This is a genomic window from Algorimicrobium echini, from assembly GCF_900115185.1.
GTDB classification, from domain to species: Bacteria; Bacteroidota; Bacteroidia; order Flavobacteriales; family Flavobacteriaceae; genus Algorimicrobium; species Algorimicrobium echini.
Genome location: NZ_FOVN01000003.1, coordinates 253007 through 273363 on the forward strand (window position 1 = coordinate 253007; position 20357 = coordinate 273363).

Genomic DNA, 20357 nt, shown 5'->3' on the forward strand with positions numbered 1-20357 from the left:
AGAAAAAATAAACTTCCTGTTACTTATCTCAAAAGAATAATTACTTTTGCCTTGAATTTGGTTTGATGGTAAATCAGCATTTTTTTAAGACAGCTTATTGTTGATAAAAACGCACGATTACATCAATTAAAAGGGAATCTGGTTAAAATCCAGAACTGTTCCCGCAACTGTAAGCTATAAAGCTTCATGTTTCACTTCAAGTCACTGTTCAAATTGAATGGGAAGACCAACATGAAGACGCAAGTCAGGAGACCTGCCAATTTCATAACCTTAAAAACAAAAAGCTTTCGGGTAAAAGGCTTCATGGATATGAAACGGCATATAATTTTTATTTTTCTAGTTAGTATTACCACTGGTGCATGGTCTCAATCAGCTTTAGATTCCTTACAGCAATTGGATGAAGTGATTTTAAAAACGGATATGGGTTTAAATCGCTTTTCTCAAACTCAAAAAACCGAACAACTTTCCGATACAATTTTAACACGAAGTGCTGCGTCTTTAACAGATGTCTTAAATTATAATTCGCTTATTTATTTTAAGGAGAATGGCTTGGGTATGGTATCTTCAGCTTCATTCAGAGGAACAACGGCACAACAAACTGCTGTAGTTTGGAATGGTATAAATATCAATTCGCAGTTTAATGGTCAAACCGACTTTAATACCATCAATATTAGAAATTTTGATAATATAACAGTTAGGAGCGGAGGCGGAAGTGTGCTTTATGGTAGTGGTGCTATAGGTGGAACCATTCACCTTAATAATCAGTTGAGATTTAATCAGGGTTTTAAAAATAGTCTGTTTTTACGGTACGGAAGTTTCAATACGTGGGATGGTAGTTTTAAATCGGGTATGTCTTCAGATAAATTTGCCGTTAATTTTGAAATGAGTCGTACCAATTCCGAAAACGATTATGACTTTGTAGATTCTGAAAAACAGAATACTAACGGTAACTATTACAATCAAAGCATTTCAGCAAATGTGGCGTACAAAATCAATGCAAAAAACACCTTAAAATTATATAGTTATTTATATGATGGTGAACGGCATTTTTCGCAAATATTTGCTTCCGAAACGCCTACAAAATATCAAGATTATAACACCCGGAATTTAATGGAGTGGGTTGGTTTATACAATCAATTTACATCGCGATTAAAGTTGGCCTACATAACGGAGGATTATAATTATTTTGCAAACATAAACAAGGAAAATTCAACAGGAGCTGAAGCCAAGACCATTATTTTAAAACATGATTTGGCTTTTAAAGTGCATAAAAACCTGCTACTTAATTCGGTTATTGATGTGACGCAAACAACAGCTGAAGGGGCTTCAATAGAAAATGAATCGCGTACCATAACATCTTTAAATTTACTTTTAAAACACAACATTACTTCCAGATTGTTGTACGAAGTATCGTTCAGAAAAGAACTCACGGAAAATTACAAAACCCCATTTTTATTTCATGTTGGTGTGAATTATACACCATTTGAGTTTTATACGATGACTTTGAATGGTTCTCGAAATTTTCGGATGCCAACTTTTAACGATTTGTATTGGGAGGGTAGTGGTAATACGGAATTAAACCCTGAAGATTCTTATCAGGTAGAAATGGGACACGCGTTTCAATATAAAGGCATCTCATTGTCCGTAACGGGCTATTATAATGATATTCAAGATATGATTCGTTGGGTACCAACAGCCTCCTCATGGAAACCTATTAATACCGATCATGTAAAAACCTACGGTTTAGAAACCAAACTGGCTATTAAACAGCAATTTCAGAATCATCATTTTTTAATTGAAGCCACTTATGGTTATACAATTTCGGAAAATCAGCAAACAAAAAAGCAGCTTATTTATGTTCCCAATCATAAAGCTGCGGGTTATTTTAATTACACATTTAAGAGGGTGTCCACATATTACCAACTACTATATGTTGGAGACGTTTTTACCTTATCAGATAACAACCCAAAATATACGCTTGATGCTTATACAGTTTCCAATATTGGTGCTGAATATGCGTTGGGTGCAACCAAACAATATAGGTTTGGTATACAACTTAAAAATCTATTTAACGAAAACTACCAGAGCGTGGCAAACCGCTATATGCCTGGCATTAACTATAATTTTTATTTTAACCTCAATTTTTAAACTATGAAACACGTAATTAAATTTTTAACGTTTAGTCTGTTATTTGCATTTGTATTCACATCCTGTAGTAGTGATGATGATAATTTTATTGAAACTCCAACCACGTTAGGTGAATATGACAATGGTATTTTAGTAAGTGCTGAAGGCGGAAGTGCGCAAACAGGTTCTGTCTCTTACATATCTAATGCATATTCAACAATAGAGAATACCATTTTTAGTAATGCTAATGCTGAAGATTTGGGTACTTATGTTCAATCTGTAGGTTTTAATGGTGCAACTGCTTACATTATTGTTGATAATAATAATATACATGTGGTAAATCGCTATACGTTTTTAAAGGAGGCAACAATAACTACGGGTTTAAATTTACCGCGTTTTATGGTGTTTTCAAATGGCAAAGGCTATGTGACAAATTGGGGAGATGGATTTGACACGACAGACGATTTTATTGCAGTAATAAATTTAGAAACCAATTTAGTAGAAACGACTATTCCAATAGCTGAAGGTCCTGAACAAATGGTTGTTTATGCCAATAAATTGTATGTATCTCATAAAGGTGGCTACAATACAAATAATATAATTTCGGTAGTGGATTTAGAAACCAATGTAGTAAGTAACATTGTGGTTAATGATGTCCCGGATGAAATGATTATTAATAACGCGCGCGAGTTAATTGTGCTATGCGAAGGAAACCCATCTGGGACAGGTAATGAAACTGAAGGTTCCATTACAAAAATCGATTTAAGTACGGATACTGTTTCTGATACATTTGCATTTGCTGATGGTGTACATCCATCTCTAATGAGTTATAGCAATGGAAACCTATATTTCACTGCTAACAATGCGGTTTATAAGATGGCTGATTTTGAAACAACCTTGCCAACCACGCCTATTATTAATTTGGGTAATATAACTACATACGGAATGGCTGTGAAAGCAGATAAATTATATGTAACAGATGCAAAAGATTACAATTCTTTAGGTGATTTTTTAGTTTATGATTTAAATTCAAATATTAAAATTCACACATTTGAAGTCGGTTTGGTACCCTCAAAAATTTATTTTAACTAATCAGGTTAAAAGTCATCTTATCATTTAATACAGATTAAACCACGTTTTCAACTTGCTGAATACGTGGTTTTTTTTTATTTGTTTTTGTGTCATGTGTTTTGCTAAATTTTCAATAAAATATATAATTATAACAGATGTTCTAAATATATTTTGAATACAATTACTGATAAGATAATTAATTAAGAATTATATTATGCATGCATAAAAATTAACAACTTTTTAACGATAAAATAATGCGTTTTATCGATAACAATCATTGCTATATGGTATAAACTTTTTAATTGTGATATATTGTTGCACTATTAATTTAATTAAAACCAATTTAAAAATGAAAAAATTTACACTTCAAATTTTTGCGTTTTTAGCTTTTGCCTTTTCATGGCAGGTTAATGCGCAGACATCAACTTTGTATTTTACAGCCATAGATAATGGTTGTTGTGATACTGAAAAGTGGGTAAGTATAACAACTGGTCCTGACGGAACTGGTACTGTTATTTTTGCTCAAGGAGATGGAACTTATGGTAATGCTCAGGGGTTATTAACTGATGCAGCTTTTACTGTAGATGATGGTTCTACTTATTATATTAATGCCTATGATCGTTATGATGATTCTTGGGATGGAGACACCTATGAAATAAGATCAGCTCCTGCAGGTGGAGGGCTTTTAGTCGCTAATAATGGCGGTGTTTCGCCAGATGACGGAAATGATGATGATGCAACTTCTAATTGGGGAGATACCCAAGCTCAAGAATTAGAGGTCTCTGAAGCGTTTTCATACACGCCACCTGCCTGTACATTTGCAGTGGTTAATACATCGACTATAGTGGAAGATTGTGCAGCTGGAACCTTTATGGTTAATGTGGATTTTACAACGGTAGGTGATGCTACAAGTGTTTCTGATGGAACTACTAATTATCCTATTTCTGGAACAACTGCTATGGCTGGGCCATTTGCAACTGGTACTACACAAACACTATCTGTAGTACATAGCGACGTAGTTTGTGATTTTACAATTGGAGATTTCTCCTATGATGATTGTCCAAATATTGTTACTTGTGGTACACCTTTAAATGCCACTTATTGTTATGGTATAAGTGAAACTACAGATTTCCTTTACCAAAGTAGCGATGGATCTCAATTAGTAGTCACTTTTAACGCTGGTCAAGTTGAGAATAATTGGGATGAACTGATTATCTTAGATTCAGATGGAACAACTGAACTATATAACGGATATGGTACTGCAGGTGACTTAACTGGATTAACTTTTACATCTTCTGGAGACGCAATTACTGTTAGAATCCAATCAGATGGTTCCACATCTTGTAGTTCGGAAGGTTATACCCCATGGGATTATGATGTAGTTTGTTTAGCATGTACGGCAGGTGAAGCCACTGCAACCGTTATTGAAGACTGTGGTGCTTCTACTTATACCATTGAAGTTAATGTAACTAATACGGGCGATGCAACTACCATTACAGATGGTACTACGCCACAGACATTTACAGGTACTGTTACTTTCGGTCCTTATGCTTTTGGTGTAGATACAACTTTAGATGTTGAGCATTCTGATTCAGTTTGCGATTTCACTCTAGGTACTTACGGTTTTGATGCTTGTCCTCCTACAAATGACGACTGTGCAAATGCAGAATTAGCTCCGGTTGGACTAGGTTCTTGCGGAACTTCTGTAACTGGAAATAATACAGGAGCAACGGATTCAGGTGTTGCTCAAGCTGGTTGTGCTACTGCTACTTATGCAGGTGGCGATATTTGGTATCAGTTTGAAATGCCTGCTGGTGAGACAGAAATTGTTTATACACGAAGTGCTTCAGCTTTTTCAACAACTCAATTAGAGTTATATAGTGGTTCATGCGGTTCTTTAGTGGAAGTTGGTTGTACAACATCTGCTACTGCTAGCTTTACAGGATTAACTTCTGGAGACACCTACTATGTAAGACTTTACGATTGGGGTAATGATAATTTTGGTGCTGTTACATTTTGTTTAAACACACCACCTACGTGCCCATTACCTACAGCTTTAACAGCTACTGGCATTACCACAACATCAGCAGATTTAGGTTGGACCGAAAATGGTACTGCTATGGTTTGGGATATTGAATGGGGATTAGAAAACTTTACTCCAACAGAAACACCTTCAGCAGGTACAGATAATGTAGGAGATAATCCTTATACTTTAGGAGGTTTAACAGCTTCTACAACTTATGAATTCTATGTACGTTCAGGATGTAGTGTGTCAGATAAAAGTCCTTGGGCTGGACCATTTACATTTACAACAGCAGACTTGCCTCCAGCTTGTGGCGATGATTTTTATGATACTGGCGGAGTTGCTAGTGATTACTCAAATTCTGCTAACATTACAACAACTATTTGTCCAGATGTAACTGGTGATGCCGTTGACGTAACTTTTACGTTTTTCAGTACAGAAAATAACGGTGCTTCCGCTTGTTTTGACGGATTAACCATTCATAATGGTGCAGATGCAACTGCAGCAACTATTGATCCTCCAGGAGGTGGAACCATTTGGTGTTGGGATAGAGATGATGCTACTCCAGGCGGAACAGGAGATCTTCAAGGTATGACCATTTCATCTACTGATGCTTCAGGATGTTTAACTTTCGTGTTTACATCTGATAGTTCAGTTACTAGAGAAGGTTGGGAAGCTACTGTTGGTTGCTCACCATTAACACTTGAGGATTTTGGATTAACTGGCTTTACGTATTATCCAAATCCTGTTCAAAATACATTAACATTAAAAGGTGTTAGTAATATAAATAATGTAGCTGTTTATAATATGTTAGGTCAAGAAGTACTTCGTACAGCACCTAATACTATGGCAAGTGAGGTAGACATGTCTAACTTACAAACAGGTGCTTACTTTGTAAAAGTAACGATAGGTGGTGCTACAAAAACAATTCGCGTTATTAAAAATTAATATGTGAAGTAGTTATCAATCTATAAATAAAAACCCAGACATTTGTCTGGGTTTTTTGTTTAATTAACTTTAATAATGTTAGGTGGTTTTAATGCCATATTTTAATTTTCTACACTAACATCTAACATCTAACATCTAACATCTATCAGCTAATCTAATTCCTTATACATACCATTACCAGTTAATAGAAAATTCGTTTTATCACCAATTAAATCCAAAGGTTCAGTTTGGGGTAAATATGGACGTGAATCATCTAAAATAAGTTGTAGTGCTGTTGCTAAAAGGGGTTCCGTTTCGGAGCCAAGTGTCCCCATATTGCTGTAATTTTCAGCTTGTGTAATATCTGGAAAAAGCCCTTGACTGTAATCCGTATTGCCAACAGCATTTAACGATTTTAAAACTAAAGGCTGCATGGCATATAAATGAGAAGGGTTTGCATTTGCACGTCGAAAATCAGGAGCATCATATAAAGTTATTGAAGCTTGAAATTTTCCAGCCGTTTCCGTGCCAATATGCACCACATCTATATAAGGTTCTAGACTGTTTATAACTAATTCACTGGCCGATGCTGATCGTTTTGTGGTTAAAACATACACCTTGTTCAGGTTTAAAATGTTTAAAGGAGCTCCAGCATCATTGTCAGTAAAGTAATTTGTGGTTTGTTCAACAGATAGTTGCGATTGAATATCGGTATTCCATTGTTCTGTGCTAAATACATTACCAGTTTGTCCAGCTATCATACTAGACAATAAAATAGCTGTATTAACAGAGCCTCCCGAATTATAACGTAAATCCAAAACTAAATTCTGAATGTTATTCGCTTGAAAATCTCCAAAAACAGCATTTAATTGTGAGTCGAAATCTCTGGTAAAACCATTATACATTAAATAACCCACGTTTTGTCCAGCAACTTCAAAGATATCTGTTTTAAAAATAGGGTTTTCAGTTAAGGTAGACTTTGAGAGTGTCATGCTCTGGCCATTTGGTGTAATTATATCATCATTAGTGACCGCTGTACCATTATCATCATAATCCGCTAAATTGATGGTGTAGGTTGTGTTTTGTAATAAGCTATTAAAATTATTTGTGTTAAGCGGTATTCCATTAACGGCGTAAAAAATAGTTCCTCGTACGATGCCTTGATTGCTGGCACTGGAATTAGGCAATACGTAACCAACATATCCAAATACATTATTGGAGCCATTAGGATAACGCATAAGTCCGTAGTCCATACCATTGTTAAGTGTAGTGCCATTTAATTGTTGTTCTAATAAAATGTAATTGGAAGTTATCCAACTAAATCTATCAACCGTTTGTGGTTGGTAGCGTAAATATTCAAAGAGAGATTCTGGAGATGCATAACTATTTAAAAAAGCCTCGTAAGAACCAGAATCAAATCGATTGTTAGCTAAATCTGGAACATTATCTTTGTACAAGTAGTAGGTATTTAAACCTCGCCAAACAAAATCATTTAAGTCTCTTGTGGATGCTGGGTTATCATCTATGTCTTCAAAACACCCTGTAAATAGGGCAGATGCGCAAATAATAAGTAAATAAATAGTTTTATTTTTCATAGCTATTATCAATTTAATTTTTCTTTTTTGTCGAATTAAAAGTAGTTACTTTATAACATAATAAAAATTATTTGTAACAAATTAAGTTATCATTCGTCGTAATAGTAAGTAACCAAAAACCAGTTACTACTTATTAACCACAAACTATGACACAGACAGAATTTTTAAATATTGTCATGCCATTTAAAGATAAAGTTTTTCGTTTAGCCAAGCGACTACTTGTATCTCGAGAGGAAGCAGAAGATGCTACTCAAGAGATTATCTTAAAGTTGTGGAAGAATCAAAATAAAATGGGCAACTATAAAAATATAGAAGCTTTTTCAATGACCATGACAAAAAATTTTTGTTTAGATAAATTAAAATCCAAACAAGCGCAAAATTTAAAAATTGTACATAGCAATTATGAAGATCATAATGTGTCTTTACAAAAAGAAGTTGAGCTAAACGACAGTCTAGAATGGGTAAATAAAATTATGGCAGATTTACCAGAACAACAAAAAATGGTGATTCAGTTACGAGATATAGAACAATATGATTATGATGAAATTGCCAAAATGCTAGATATGAATCAAACAGCCGTACGAGTTGCCTTATCAAGAGCTCGGAAAACAATACGTGAAAAATTAACTAATACACATAATTATGGTATTAAATAATATAGAAAGATTACTTGAAAAATACGAAAATGCCGAAACAACGCTTCAAGAGGAAGCACAATTGAAGGCTTATTTTTCACAAGAAAATGTAGCACCACATTTAGAAATGTACAAACCTATGTTTGCATACTTTAAAGCCAATCAGACAGAAGTTTCTACTAAAGAATTGCCTTTAAAATCAAAAGTACCATTTAATTACAAATGGCTGTCTGTTGCTGCGGTCGCTGTGCTTTTAGTAAGTTTATATTTCAGTAATCCGTTTCAAACACAAGAGGATTTAGGAACTTATGATGATCCCATGTTAGCCTATAATGAAGTGGTTAAATCACTCGAAATGATTTCCACGCAGATGAATAAAGGTTTCGAAAAAGTTAATTATTTGAACGCTGTAAATGATGGTATGTCCAAAGTTAATTACTTAAACGAAATAGAAAATTCCACAAATAGAATATTTAAAAATAAACAATAGATAAAAATGACAACAATAACTAAAAATAACACGAGTGCTAACCGCAAAAAAATAAATAAATTAAAAACAAACACTATGAAAAAGTACACCCTAATTTTCGTTTTGGCATTGATGATGATGCCAATTGCTTCACAAGCACAAGATATTTTTGCTAAATACAGTGAAAATCCAGAAGTAACCTATGTGTCTATTAAGCCTAAAATGTTTCAAATGTTGGCAAAAATGGACATTAATACCGACGACCCAGAATCGCAAGAATATATTAATATGGTGAATAGTATTACTAGTTTTAAAGTAATCTCAACAGGCGATAAAGCTATTTCTGCCGATGTTTCTAAATGGGTAAAATCTAGAAAAGGATCATTAGAAGAACTAATGGTAGTAAAAGATGATGGTATGAATATGACTTTTTATGTTAAGGAAGGTCGCGATTCCGATCATGTAAGTGAGTTTCTTATGTTTGTTGATGGTATAGGAGAAGTCACCAAAGATATGGACATTAATATGAATGGAAAAAAACGTGAATTTGAAACGGTTGTTGTTTCTTTAACAGGTGATATTAATTTAAATCAAATTTCTAAATTGACTAAAAAAATGGATCTTCCAGGTGGTGAACATTTAGAAAAGAATGATAAGAAAGATAAAAAATAATAAAATATTCATGAAAAAATCAATCAAATATACCCTATTCAGCTTATTAGTGGCACTGTCACTAATAAGCTGTAATTCGGGCGAATCATTACAAACCTATTTTGTAGACCATCAAGAATCGCCAGATTTTGTTACCGCAGATATTCCAACGTCTATTGTGAAATTGGATGAAGCGACTTTAACAGAAGCGCAAAAAGAAGCTTATAATTCTGTGCAGCGACTAAATTTTTTAGGATATAAAACCAATGATGCAAATGTAGTAACTTATACTACAGAACTAGCTAAAGTTAAAACCATTTTAAACGATGTGAAATATACCGAATTATTAGAGTTTAGTGATAGTGGTAATAAGTTTATAGTTAAATATCTTGGTGATGATGATAGTGCAGAAGAAGTTGTAGTATTTGCCAGTTCTAAAGAAATGGGTTTCGGAATTGTGAGAATTTTAGGTAACAATATGCGCCCTGAACAAATGGCAACTTTAGTAGATGCCGTTCAAAACGCTGATTTTGATGAGTCTCAATTTCAAGAAATTACAGATTTTTTTAAATAACTTGTTTGGATGCAAAACAAAAAAGCGACCTAATATTGGGTCGCTTTTTTGCTTTTATAAACCAGCTAATTTTCCTGTTCATGGTTATTTTTAACTGTAATAAATATATTTATCAGGATGACAATGAATAATGTCACAAATATGCCACTAATCATATAGTTTTCTAAAAAACCAAAAATTCCGGCTATTGAGAACCCAACGCCTACAATACCACAAAGAATTAATGATTGCTTATCTGTTAGCATATTTATATTCCTGTATAGTTTCTAGGTGTAATAGCTTTTAATTCCTTTTTAATACCATCTGAAACGGTTAACGTATCAATAAAATCTGAAATAGATTGTTGATTAATTTTTTCATTTGTCCGTGTTAGTCCTTTTAAAGCTTCATACGGATTAGGATAGCCCTCACGACGTAAAATGGTTTGAATGGCTTCGGCAACCACTGCCCAATTATTTTCTAAATCTTCTTCAAACTTACTTTCGTTTAAAAGTAATTTATTTAAACCTTTCAAGATAGATTTAAAACCAATAATGGTATGACTAAAAGGAACACCAACATTTCGTAGAACCGTACTATCTGTTAAATCACGTTGTAATCTAGAAATAGGTAGTTTAGCTGATAAGTGTTCAAATATAGCATTGGCAAGACCTAAATTTCCTTCACTATTTTCAAAATCAATCGGATTTACTTTATGAGGCATGGCAGAACTTCCTACTTCGCCAGCTTTAATACGTTGTTTAAAATAATCCATCGATACATAAGTCCAGATATCACGATCTAAGTCAATCAATATTGTATTAATACGCTTTAGGGTATCAAATAAAGCAGCCATGTGGTCGTAATGTTCTATTTGAGTGGTAGGAAACGAGTGGTGTAATCCTAATTTTCCTTGAACAAATTGACTACCAAAAGCTTTCCAATCAATTTGTGGGTAGGCCACATGATGGGCATTAAAGTTTCCAGTTGCACCACCAAATTTGGCTGCACTTGGAATATCGTTTAATAAATCAAATTGAGCTTCTAAACGTGTAACAAATACCTGAATTTCTTTACCCAAACGGGTAGGTGAAGCGGGCTGACCATGTGTTCTGGCTAGCATAGAAATAGACTTCCAATCTTCCGTTAGATCTTTTAATTTGTTTAAAACTTCAAAATATTCTGGAATATAAACCTCATTCATTGCTTCCTTAATACTTAATGGAATAGAGGTGTTATTTATGTCTTGAGAGGTTAATCCGAAGTGAATAAACTCTTTATATTTTGAAATATTTAAAGTGTCAAATTTCTCTTTTATAAAGTATTCAACCGCTTTCACATCATGATTGGTAACTTTTTCAATCTCTTTAATTGCCGCGGCATCAATAGCAGAGAAATTTTTATAAACGGCTCGTAAATCATCAAATAGCGCAACATTAAAATCGGCTAACTGTGGTAACGGGATTTCGCATAATGCAATAAAATATTCAATTTCTACTTGAACGCGGTATTTAATTAACGCTTCTTCAGAAAAATAAGGGGCTAATTTTTCTACTTTATTACGGTAACGACCATCAATAGGAGAAATGGCATTTAAGGAAGATATAGACATGATTGTAGTTGTGTTTTAAAAGCTGCAAAGATACGGAAATCCAAAAGAATAGTCGGATTATGATATGTATTTTTTAACATGATCTTCTTTTCAAAGCTAATGATTGAATTATAAAACCAGCTACTTTTTAAGCTTTCTTAAAATTTGTTTTGCTCGTGCCTTAAAACCTGAACTTTGCATTTGGAAATCCCGTTCTAAAATCAGAACGAGTTCTGGGTGAATCCAATCATAATCTGCTCCAAACAGATATAAAGTGTTCATGGAATACGCTTTAGGCGCAATTTTTTCATCACGAATCATATAATCAAAACATACTGAAATAATGCGTTCTTGGTATTCGCGTTTTAAGGCATTTTTTATGGTATTTGGCTTGGTGTTATAATACGCTTTTGCCATATATTCACAAATTTTTGCAATGGGTCTAACGGCCGAATCTAAATGTACGTTATGCATGTTTTTAGTAAAGTCGTCCAAATGCGGAATTAGATAGTTTAAATTTTCACTACACATAAACTCCAAAACCCAAGCAGCTCTGCAGGAAATTTTATCATCAACCTTAAAAAGTATTTCTAATAATTTTGGAATTAAATCTGGATTGTTAATTACTAAATGCGCATAATACAATCGCTTTTCTCGGGAATGGTTTACGTAATTTAATTCCGAGTAGAGTTGGTCTGTAGTCACTAGTTTTTCCTATTTTTGATATATAAAATTACATAAAATGAAAATAGTAAAGAAAATTCTGATTGCTTTATTAGTGGTATTTCTAATTGCTCAATTCTTTGGTCCAGAAAAAAACACTGGTGATTTAGCATCTGTTCAACCATTTTTAACGGAAACAAATCCACCAGATGATGTGGTAGCTATTTTAAAAGAAACTTGTTTTGATTGCCATAGTAACCACACTCGATATCCTTGGTATGATAACATTACGCCTGTAAATTACTGGTTGGCGGAACATGTAAACGATGGAAAAAAACACTTTAATGTGTCTGTCTGGAATGATTATTCTATTAAAAAGAAAGATCACAAACTAGAAGAATTAATAGAAATGGTAGAAAACAAAGAAATGCCATTAAAATCTTACACATACACACATGGTGACGCTAATTTATCTGACTCACAAATAGAAAGCGTGATTAATTGGGCTAAAAATAGGCGTGTTATTTACGGTTTGGAACCAAAGCCAGAATAGATTTTAAATTGTTATATGACTAAAAAGGTGGTAATTATTGGTTGCGTTTGGCCAGAACCTAAAAGTTCGGCAGCTGGTAGTAGAATGCTTCAAATAATAAAGCTTTTCCTATCAGGAAATTATAGCATTACTTTTGCCACAGCCACTTCTAAAACAGAAAATGCGTTCGATTTATCCACACTCGGAATTCCCGAAGTCGCAATTCAATTAAACGATTCTAGTTTTGATGATTTTATAAAATCTAAAAACCCTGACATTGTGTTGTTTGATCGGTTTTTAACCGAAGAGCAATTTGGATGGCGTGTTGCCGAGAATTGTCCAAATGCATTACGATTACTGGACACTGAAGACTTACACGGCTTGCGAAAAGCACGTGAATTAGCTTTAAAAGCAAATGAAATCAACGCTAAAAAATATTTAGCAAATGACACATCTAAACGTGAAATAGCCAGTATTTATAGATGCGATTTAAGCCTGATTATTTCCGAGGCAGAAATGAAATTACTTGAGAATTACTTCAAGGTAAATACAAATTTACTTCATTATTTACCGTTCTTATTAGAGCCTATTTCTGAAGAAGCTTTTGAAATCTTACCTGATTTTAATTCAAGAGCAAACTTTATTACCATCGGCAATTTCTTTCACAAACCGAATTACCAATCGGTTGTATATTTAAAAGAAGTCATTTGGCCAGGTATTCGAAAGCAATTACCAAAAGCCGAACTTCATATATATGGTGCGTATGCGAGTCAGAAAGTAACACAGCTACATAAGGAGTCTGAAGGTTTTTTGGTTAAAGGATTTGCTGAATCAGTGCATGATGTCATGCAAGAATCACGTGTTTGTTTGGCACCATTGCAGTTTGGAGCAGGTTTAAAAGGAAAGCTAATTGATGCTATGCAAAACGGAACACCAGCTGTTATGAGTTCTATTGCTGCTGAAGGTATGTTTGGAGTATTAGAACCGAATGGAATTATTGCTGATGATCCAGATGAGTTTATCACCAAAGCCGTAGAACTTTATACCAATAAAATGACTTGGAAAGCCAAACAACAGAACGGGTTTCAAATTATAAATAACCGATTTGATAAAGTGCAATTCGAAACACATTTCATAAACGTTATTAATGACTTGACAGCCAACTTGCCAAATCACAGAGAACATAATTTTACAGGGCAGATGCTGCAACATCAGTCACTTCAAAGCACTAAATTCATGAGTAAGTGGATTGAATTAAAAAATAAATAAGCACTTCAGAATATTCACTAATATTGATGCGCTTTTTCATAGCTTTGCGCCTTTAAATTTAAAGCCATGATTTCAGTAGATAATTTAGCAGTAGAGTTTAGCGGTCACACTTTATTTAGCGATGTGTCCTTTACCATAAATGAAAATGATAAAATAGCCCTTATGGGTAAAAATGGTGCTGGAAAATCGACCATGATGAAAATCATTGCAGGCGAACAAAAGGGAACACGTGGTACTGTGCGTTTCCCAAAAGATGCCGTAATTGCTTATTTACCACAACATTTATTAACAGAAGATAATTGTACTGTTTTTGACGAAGCCTCTAAAGCTTTCGCACATATTTTCGAGATGCGCGATGAAATGGAAGCTTTAAACAAAGCCTTGGAAACACGAACGGATTATGAATCGGATGATTATATGAACATCATTACCAAGGTGTCCGATTTAGGCGAAAAATACTATGCTTTAGAAGATATTAATTATGATGCGGAAGTTGAAAAAGCGTTGACAGGTTTAGGTTTTAAGCGTTCTGATTTTACTAGACAAACTAGTGAATTTAGTGGTGGTTACAGAATGCGAATAGAATTAGCCAAAATGCTACTTCAAAAACCAGACTTAATTCTATTAGATGAACCTACCAACCATATTGATATTGAATCCGTTATTTGGCTCGAAGATTTCTTGCTGAATAAAGCCAATGCGGTCATGGTTATTTCTCATGATAAAGCATTTATTGATAATATTACCAATCGTACGATTGAGGTAACTATGGGTCGTATTTATGATTATAAAGCCAATTACTCGCATTATTTACAACTGCGTGAAGATCGACGTGCACACCAAATTAAAGCTTATAAAGAACAACAGCGATTTATTGCCGATAACATGGCGTTTATTGAACGATTTAAAGGCACGTTCTCTAAAACAAATCAGGTAAATTCTCGTGAGCGTATGTTAGAAAAGTTGGAAATTATTGAAGTTGATGATATTGATACATCGGCTTTAAAATTACGTTTTCCGCCAGCGCCACGTTCAGGTGATTATCCTTTAACAGTCAAGGATTTATCTAAATCTTATGGAAATCATGTGGTATTTAAAAATGCCAATATGTCTATTTCTAGGGGCGAAAAAGTGTCATTTGTTGGAAGGAATGGTGAAGGAAAATCAACCATGATAAAAGCCATTATGGGTGAAATTCCAGTAGATGGTACTTGCCAATTAGGACATAATGTAAAAGTGGGATATTTTGCTCAAAACCAAGCATCCCTGTTAGATGAGAATTTAACTATTTTTCAAACCGTTGATGAAGTGGCTCAAGGGGATATACGTACCCAAATAAAAAACATTTTGGGTGGTTTTATGTTTAAAGGAGATGACATTGACAAAAAAGTAAGTGTGTTATCTGGAGGTGAAAAAACACGTTTGGCTATGGTGAAATTACTATTGGAACCTGTTAACTTACTCATTTTGGATGAGCCAACCAATCACTTGGATTTAAAAAGTAAAGACGTTTTAAAAGAAGCACTTCTAGATTTTGATGGTACGCTTATTTTGGTGTCGCATGACCGTGATTTTCTTCAAGGTTTATCGCAAAAAGTTTTCGAGTTTAAAAACCAACGCGTTATTGAGCATTTTGAAACCATAGATGACTTCTTAATCCGTAATCGTATAGAAAGCTTAAAGCAAATAGACTTAAAGAATTAATTGGGTTTGTTTTCATATAGGATAAAGTTTGGAGAGATAATTCGTTTATCATCACTTCTAAATAGGATTTTGAAAGCTAATTAACTATCTTTCAGTCAGTCATTAATCCTTCTTAATCCAATTCATGAAAACTACTTCCCTTAAAAAAATGGCTTTATTGCTTATTCTAGCAGTATATGCTATTCCAGTTCAATCCCAAGTATCCACTAAACAAATAGACTCTGTTGTTAATTATGCCATGTCTAAATTCAACGTTGCTGGTTGTGCAGTGGCTGTAGTAAAAGATGGAAAAATCATTCATGAAAGTGGTTATGGTGTCAAATCTGTTGCTACCAAACAACCAGTTAATCCTAGTACTAATTTTGCCATTGCTTCCAATAGTAAAGCGTTTACAACAGTAGCTTTAGCTATGTTGGTAGAGGAGGGGAAACTGAATTGGGACGATAAAGTAAAAACTCATATTCCAGAATTCACCATGTATAATGAATATGTGGAAGCCAATTTCAATATCATTGATCTAGTAACCCATAGAAGTGGGTTGGGTTTAGGAGCTGGCGATTTAATGTTTTTTCCAAAAGGATCCAACTTCACTATGGATGATATATTAGCCAGTTTTCAGCATTTTAAACCAGAATCGGCATTCCGCACCAAATGGGATTATGATAATTTATTGTATGTCGTTGCAGGTGAGTTAATAGCTAGAAAAAGTGGTATGACCTGGGAAGCCTTTATAAATTCGCGAATTTTTGATCCTTTAGGTATGGATAATTCCTATGCATCTGTAACCGAAATTACCGATACAAGTAATTTGTCTGCTTCACATTCTACAGAAACCGGAACCATGCGTATTATTCCAACGTTTGAAGGAATGATTAATGGAGCAGCAGGCGGCATTTTTTCAAATGTTCATGATATGTCAGCCTGGATGCTGTTACAATTACATGCAGGAAAATATGGCGAAGGATTGAAAAAGCAATTGTTTACCAAAGACAATCATAATGAAATGTGGAAAATTCATACCGTAATGGATGCGAATACCAACCCACGATACAATAGTCATTTTGCAGGTTATGGTTTAGGGTGGTTTCTAACAGACATAAAAGGCAATATGCAAGTAAGTCATACAGGTGGTTTACCTGGTATGTTATCAAAAGTGGTTATGATTCCAGATATGGATTTAGGAGTTGTTGTGCTGACTAATACGAGTAATGACGGAGCAGGTTTATTTTCGGCTATTACCCAGACCATTATAGATATGTACTTGGAAATGGACGATTTTCAGTGGGTAGATAAATATGTAGCTTATATGAAATCCGATCAAAGTGGCGCTGATGCGGTTGTTAAAAAGGTTTGGGACTCTGTGGCTAAAAACGACCAATCTAAAATAAATACGAGTAAATACGTTGGGATGTATGAAGATGTTTGGTTCGGAAAAATGGAAGTATTTATGAAGGATAAGCAGTTATGGATTAAAAGCTACCGTTCGCCTTTATTAAGTGGTCCGTTACAGTTTTATAAAGATGAAACCTTCGCTATTAAATGGGAATACCAAGAAATGGATGCCGATGCCTTTGCTATGTTCACGTTAGACGAAAACGGAATAGTAAATGGATTTACTATGAAAGGGATATCGCCTAATATCGATTTTAGTTTCGATTTTCAAGATTTGGATTTAAAACGGCTTGATTAATGGTATCAGCTATACGAAAAATAAGAAAACGATTGCTTGAACAAAATCGCTTTAAACGCTATATTTTTTATGCCATAGGCGAAATATTTCTGGTGGTTATTGGAATTTTAATAGCATTACAAATTAACACTTGGAGTAAAGAAAATCAAAATCTAAAATTAGAAAAGGCGCTTTTAGAAGATTTTAAATCAGATTTAATCATTCAAAAAGAATTGATTAACGAGCAAATTGATTATGAAATAGGTATGATGGCTCAAATAGATTCGGTACGTCAATTTATGAGACCGAATTTCAAGAAAGCAACCTTGCCACAGAAACTTCATGAATTAACGGCACGACGTACCTTTAAAGCCAATCGAGCCACATTTAATAACATGATAGCCAGTGGCAGTGTTAATTTAATTTCCAACGCGAGTTTACAAAATACGATAATCCGTTATTTCCAACGATTAGATTATGTGGAATCTGTTGTAAACAATAATAATTTGTTCATGGTGGACTCTAATTTTGGTGAGTTTGCATCAAATAATGCTATGGGTTTTCAAATAGATAAAACCGGTAAATTTGTTGATTCTATTGAATTCACCAACGAACAACGGTATTTATTAGACATGCAATTACGGTACAGAAATGGGGCTTCAAAAAGTATTACAGCTATTAGTGAGGTACTTTTAGGCTTAACTGACGAACTTATAAATACTATTGATGTTGAATTAAAGCAGTAATTTATAGGTTTTCTATGATTTTAATAGCCTCTCGAACACCTGCTGTTGCTGGTTTTGAAATAACTGTTAGTTTATTTTTTCCTTCTATAGCAGGCTTCGGATCGATAAAATAAGTGGGTATATTTTCTGGAACATAATGCATTAAACTAGCAGCAGGATATACTTGCATACTGGTTCCAATAATCATTAAAATATCAGCTGTTTCACAAACGTCCATAGCTTTTTCAATCATAGGAACAGCTTCTCCAAACCAAACAATATGTGGTCGCATTTGGTAGCCGTTTTGGCACATATCACCAAAGTGGATATCCGTTTTCCAATCTACTATGGTGTTTTCATCAAAGGTGCTTCTAGCTTTTAGTAATTCGCCATGCAAGTGAATGACATTGGAACTCCCTGCACGTTCGTGTAAATCATCTACATTTTGAGTAATAATAGTAACTTTAAAATTGGTTTCAAGCCTTGCTAAATCTATATGTGCTTGGTTGGGTTTTACGCTTAAAAGTTGTTTTCGTCGCTGGTTATAAAAATCTAAAACCAATTCTGGATTTACTCGAAAACCTTGTGGTGAAGCCACTTCCATAACATCATGGCCTTCCCATAAACCGTCAGCATCACGAAATGTTTTAATGCCACTTTCAGCACTTATACCGGCTCCTGTAAGCACAACAATATGCTTCGTTTTTTTAGATAGCATCAAGATTTGAATGGATTGAGCAAACTTGTGTAAGCCTACTGTTGTTAATTTGGTTAAAACAATTATAAATATAAAATAAAAAATATTATGAAAAAATTATTTATGTCAATGGTATTAGTATTACCAATGTTAATGATGACTAATTGTAGTAGTGATGATGATGCTGGTATATTCATTCCACCAGCTGAAACGTCAACTACATACCAATTAGGTTCTGTAGCTGACCCTTCCATATCTGGAACAGCAAAATTTATTAAAAATGCTGACAACTCAACTACTGTAGAGTTACAACTTACAGGAACACCTGCAGGAGGCATGCACCCTGCACACATTCATTTTAATACAGCTGCTGAAGGTGGCGATATAGCCATTAATCTAGGAACAGTTGATGGTGATACTGGGTTTAGTTCTGTTACATTTTCTGCTTTAGAAAACGGAACAGCTATTACTTATAACGAGTTACTTGATTTTGATGGGTATATTAATGTGCATCTAAGTGCGACCGAATTAGGAACTTTAGTAGCTCAAGGTGATATTGGTCAAAATGAATTAACTGGAGAAACAAAATCATACCTTTTAGGAGATTTTGAAGGAACAGGAATTAGTGGGTCAGCAACTTTTTCTGAACGTGAAAACGGTGAGGCGCTTGCTGTTATTGATTTAGACGGCACGCCTGCTGGTGGCATGCACCCAGCACATATACATATGAACACAGCTTTAGAGTCCGGTGCTATTGCCTATACATTTAAACCTATTGATGGTGATACTGGAATGAGTGTTGGTAATTTAGCTGTACTAGACTTTGGTGATGACGATGAAAGTAACGATGAGCCTATTACTTACGAAATGCTTTTAGAATATGATGGTTATATTAACGTGCATTTAAGTGAAGCTGATTTAACTATCGTTTCTCAAGGCGATATTGGTCAAAATGAATTAACAGGTAACACGATGTCATACGACTTAAACGAATTAGATGTTCCAGGAATAAGTGGAACAATTATGTTTTCTGAACGTGCCGACGGAAGTGCTCTATCGGTTATTTCAATAATGAATACACCTGCCGATGGCATGCATCCAGCCCACATACATATGGGTAGTGTAGCAAATGCTCCAGGCGACATTCTATATACATTTCCTGTTGTTGATGGAAATACAGGCATGAGTAAGACCAATATATCAGAATTAGAAGATGGTACTGTATTTGGTTATGAAGAAATCATTAATGTTGATGGTTATGTTAATGTGCATTTAAGCGCGGCACAACTTGATGTGTTAGTTGCTCAAGGAAATATTGGAAGTAACAATTAATATAATAGTATTATAAATTTTTTGAAAGCCTAGCGGAAACGCTAGGTTTTTTGTTAAAAGCTTATGATTAAATCTGTATTCAAAAACTTTACATTGATTAAAATTACACGTCTTTTTTTTTAAT

The 20357-nt window shown here is 34.2% G+C and carries 17 protein-coding genes and 1 riboswitch; of the genes, 13 read left to right on the plus strand and 4 right to left on the minus strand.

The window, feature by feature from the left end; genetic code table 11:
- Nucleotides 1-74: 74 nt before the first annotated feature.
- Nucleotides 75-275, plus strand: a riboswitch (cobalamin riboswitch).
- The 3 genes from BM239_RS09885 (at nucleotide 232) to BM239_RS09895 (ending at nucleotide 6169) form a co-directional block, all read left to right on the plus strand.
- Nucleotides 232-2148, plus strand: a complete 1917-nt coding sequence (locus BM239_RS09885) for a TonB-dependent receptor plug domain-containing protein (protein WP_245758223.1) — start codon at nucleotides 232-234, stop codon at nucleotides 2146-2148. It overlaps the preceding riboswitch by 44 nt.
- A 3-nt stretch (nucleotides 2149-2151) precedes the next feature.
- Nucleotides 2152-3219 carry a YncE family protein gene (locus BM239_RS09890; protein ID WP_092208088.1) on the plus strand — a complete coding sequence of 356 codons (1068 nt, stop codon included), beginning with the start codon at nucleotides 2152-2154 and terminating at the stop codon, nucleotides 3217-3219.
- 328 nt (nucleotides 3220-3547) lie between these two features.
- Nucleotides 3548-6169, plus strand: coding sequence for a T9SS type A sorting domain-containing protein (locus tag BM239_RS09895; protein WP_092208090.1), 2622 nt, complete (start codon nucleotides 3548-3550; stop codon nucleotides 6167-6169).
- A gap of 149 nt (nucleotides 6170-6318) precedes the next feature.
- Here BM239_RS09895 and BM239_RS09900 read toward each other — a convergent pair whose 3' ends face one another.
- Nucleotides 6319-7743 carry a S41 family peptidase gene (locus BM239_RS09900; RefSeq protein ID WP_092208092.1) on the minus strand — a complete coding sequence of 475 codons (1425 nt, stop codon included), beginning with the start codon at nucleotides 7741-7743 and terminating at the stop codon, nucleotides 6319-6321.
- 146 nt (nucleotides 7744-7889) lie between these two features.
- Here BM239_RS09900 and BM239_RS09905 point away from each other — a divergent pair, with 146 nt between their 5' ends.
- From BM239_RS09905 to BM239_RS09920, 4 genes are all read left to right on the plus strand, one after another.
- Nucleotides 7890-8399, plus strand: coding sequence for an RNA polymerase sigma factor (locus BM239_RS09905; protein ID WP_092208094.1), 510 nt, complete (start codon nucleotides 7890-7892; stop codon nucleotides 8397-8399).
- On the plus strand, nucleotides 8386-8868 hold the full coding sequence (locus BM239_RS09910) for a hypothetical protein (protein ID WP_092208096.1): 483 nt from the start codon (nucleotides 8386-8388) through the stop codon (nucleotides 8866-8868). Before BM239_RS09905 ends, BM239_RS09910 begins: the two co-directional genes overlap by 14 nt.
- 75 nt (nucleotides 8869-8943) lie before the next feature.
- Nucleotides 8944-9519 carry a DUF4252 domain-containing protein gene (locus BM239_RS09915; protein WP_092208192.1) on the plus strand — a complete coding sequence of 192 codons (576 nt, stop codon included), beginning with the start codon at nucleotides 8944-8946 and terminating at the stop codon, nucleotides 9517-9519.
- A 10-nt stretch (nucleotides 9520-9529) separates the two neighbouring features.
- Nucleotides 9530-10072 (plus strand): DUF4252 domain-containing protein, encoded by a 543-nt coding sequence (locus BM239_RS09920; RefSeq protein ID WP_092208193.1) that lies wholly within the window; start codon nucleotides 9530-9532, stop codon nucleotides 10070-10072.
- Between the two features lie 247 nt (nucleotides 10073-10319).
- Here BM239_RS09920 and purB read toward each other — a convergent pair whose 3' ends face one another.
- A complete protein-coding gene (gene purB, locus BM239_RS09930; RefSeq protein WP_092208100.1) occupies nucleotides 10320-11663 on the minus strand; it encodes an adenylosuccinate lyase in 1344 nt (447 codons plus the stop codon).
- A 120-nt stretch (nucleotides 11664-11783) separates the two neighbouring features.
- A complete protein-coding gene (locus BM239_RS09935) occupies nucleotides 11784-12347 on the minus strand; it encodes an adenylosuccinate lyase (protein WP_092208102.1) in 564 nt (187 codons plus the stop codon).
- A gap of 37 nt (nucleotides 12348-12384) precedes the next feature.
- Between BM239_RS09935 and BM239_RS09940 the strand changes: the two genes are divergently transcribed.
- The 5 genes from BM239_RS09940 (at nucleotide 12385) to BM239_RS09960 (ending at nucleotide 18225) form a co-directional block, all read left to right on the plus strand.
- Nucleotides 12385-12858 (plus strand): heme-binding domain-containing protein, encoded by a 474-nt coding sequence (locus BM239_RS09940; protein WP_092208104.1) that lies wholly within the window; start codon nucleotides 12385-12387, stop codon nucleotides 12856-12858.
- Between the two features lie 15 nt (nucleotides 12859-12873).
- On the plus strand, nucleotides 12874-14106 hold the full coding sequence (locus BM239_RS09945; RefSeq protein ID WP_092208106.1) for a glycosyltransferase: 1233 nt from the start codon (nucleotides 12874-12876) through the stop codon (nucleotides 14104-14106).
- Between the two features lie 66 nt (nucleotides 14107-14172).
- Nucleotides 14173-15810 (plus strand): ABC-F family ATP-binding cassette domain-containing protein, encoded by a 1638-nt coding sequence (locus BM239_RS09950; RefSeq protein WP_092208108.1) that lies wholly within the window; start codon nucleotides 14173-14175, stop codon nucleotides 15808-15810.
- Between the two features lie 124 nt (nucleotides 15811-15934).
- Nucleotides 15935-17500 (plus strand): serine hydrolase, encoded by a 1566-nt coding sequence (locus BM239_RS09955; RefSeq protein ID WP_092208109.1) that lies wholly within the window; start codon nucleotides 15935-15937, stop codon nucleotides 17498-17500.
- Nucleotides 17500-18225, plus strand: a complete 726-nt coding sequence (locus tag BM239_RS09960; RefSeq protein WP_092208110.1) for a DUF6090 family protein — start codon at nucleotides 17500-17502, stop codon at nucleotides 18223-18225. Before BM239_RS09955 ends, BM239_RS09960 begins: the two co-directional genes overlap by 1 nt.
- 1 nt (nucleotide 18226) lies before the next feature.
- Here the strand turns inward: BM239_RS09960 and BM239_RS09965 are convergent, their stop codons facing one another.
- Nucleotides 18227-18922: an SIR2 family NAD-dependent protein deacylase gene (locus BM239_RS09965; protein ID WP_092208112.1), complete on the minus strand. Its 696-nt coding sequence runs from the start codon at nucleotides 18920-18922 to the stop codon at nucleotides 18227-18229.
- Between the two features lie 87 nt (nucleotides 18923-19009).
- On the opposite strand from BM239_RS09965, the gene BM239_RS09970 reads away from it, so the two are divergent.
- Nucleotides 19010-20233, plus strand: a complete 1224-nt coding sequence (locus tag BM239_RS09970; RefSeq protein ID WP_092208114.1) for a hypothetical protein — start codon at nucleotides 19010-19012, stop codon at nucleotides 20231-20233.
- Nucleotides 20234-20357 lie beyond the last annotated feature (124 nt).

Bases quoted from the DNA above. Each gene is read 5' to 3' on its own strand.
- BM239_RS09885 (WP_245758223.1), top strand. From the start codon at position 232: ATGAAGACGCAAGTCAGGAGACCTGCCAATTTCATAACCTTAAAAACA.
- BM239_RS09890 (WP_092208088.1), top strand. From the start codon at position 2,152: ATGAAACACGTAATTAAATTTTTAACGTTTAGTCTGTTATTTGCATTT.
- BM239_RS09895 (WP_092208090.1), top strand. From the start codon at position 3,548: ATGAAAAAATTTACACTTCAAATTTTTGCGTTTTTAGCTTTTGCCTTT.
- BM239_RS09900 (WP_092208092.1), bottom strand. From the start codon at position 7,743: ATGAAAAATAAAACTATTTATTTACTTATTATTTGCGCATCTGCCCTA.
- BM239_RS09905 (WP_092208094.1), top strand. From the start codon at position 7,890: ATGACACAGACAGAATTTTTAAATATTGTCATGCCATTTAAAGATAAA.
- BM239_RS09910 (WP_092208096.1), top strand. From the start codon at position 8,386: ATGGTATTAAATAATATAGAAAGATTACTTGAAAAATACGAAAATGCC.
- BM239_RS09915 (WP_092208192.1), top strand. From the start codon at position 8,944: ATGAAAAAGTACACCCTAATTTTCGTTTTGGCATTGATGATGATGCCA.
- BM239_RS09920 (WP_092208193.1), top strand. From the start codon at position 9,530: ATGAAAAAATCAATCAAATATACCCTATTCAGCTTATTAGTGGCACTG.
- purB (WP_092208100.1), bottom strand. From the start codon at position 11,663: ATGTCTATATCTTCCTTAAATGCCATTTCTCCTATTGATGGTCGTTAC.
- BM239_RS09940 (WP_092208104.1), top strand. From the start codon at position 12,385: ATGAAAATAGTAAAGAAAATTCTGATTGCTTTATTAGTGGTATTTCTA.
- BM239_RS09945 (WP_092208106.1), top strand. From the start codon at position 12,874: ATGACTAAAAAGGTGGTAATTATTGGTTGCGTTTGGCCAGAACCTAAA.
- BM239_RS09950 (WP_092208108.1), top strand. From the start codon at position 14,173: ATGATTTCAGTAGATAATTTAGCAGTAGAGTTTAGCGGTCACACTTTA.
- BM239_RS09955 (WP_092208109.1), top strand. From the start codon at position 15,935: ATGAAAACTACTTCCCTTAAAAAAATGGCTTTATTGCTTATTCTAGCA.
- BM239_RS09960 (WP_092208110.1), top strand. From the start codon at position 17,500: ATGGTATCAGCTATACGAAAAATAAGAAAACGATTGCTTGAACAAAAT.
- BM239_RS09965 (WP_092208112.1), bottom strand. From the start codon at position 18,922: ATGCTATCTAAAAAAACGAAGCATATTGTTGTGCTTACAGGAGCCGGT.
- BM239_RS09970 (WP_092208114.1), top strand. From the start codon at position 19,010: ATGAAAAAATTATTTATGTCAATGGTATTAGTATTACCAATGTTAATG.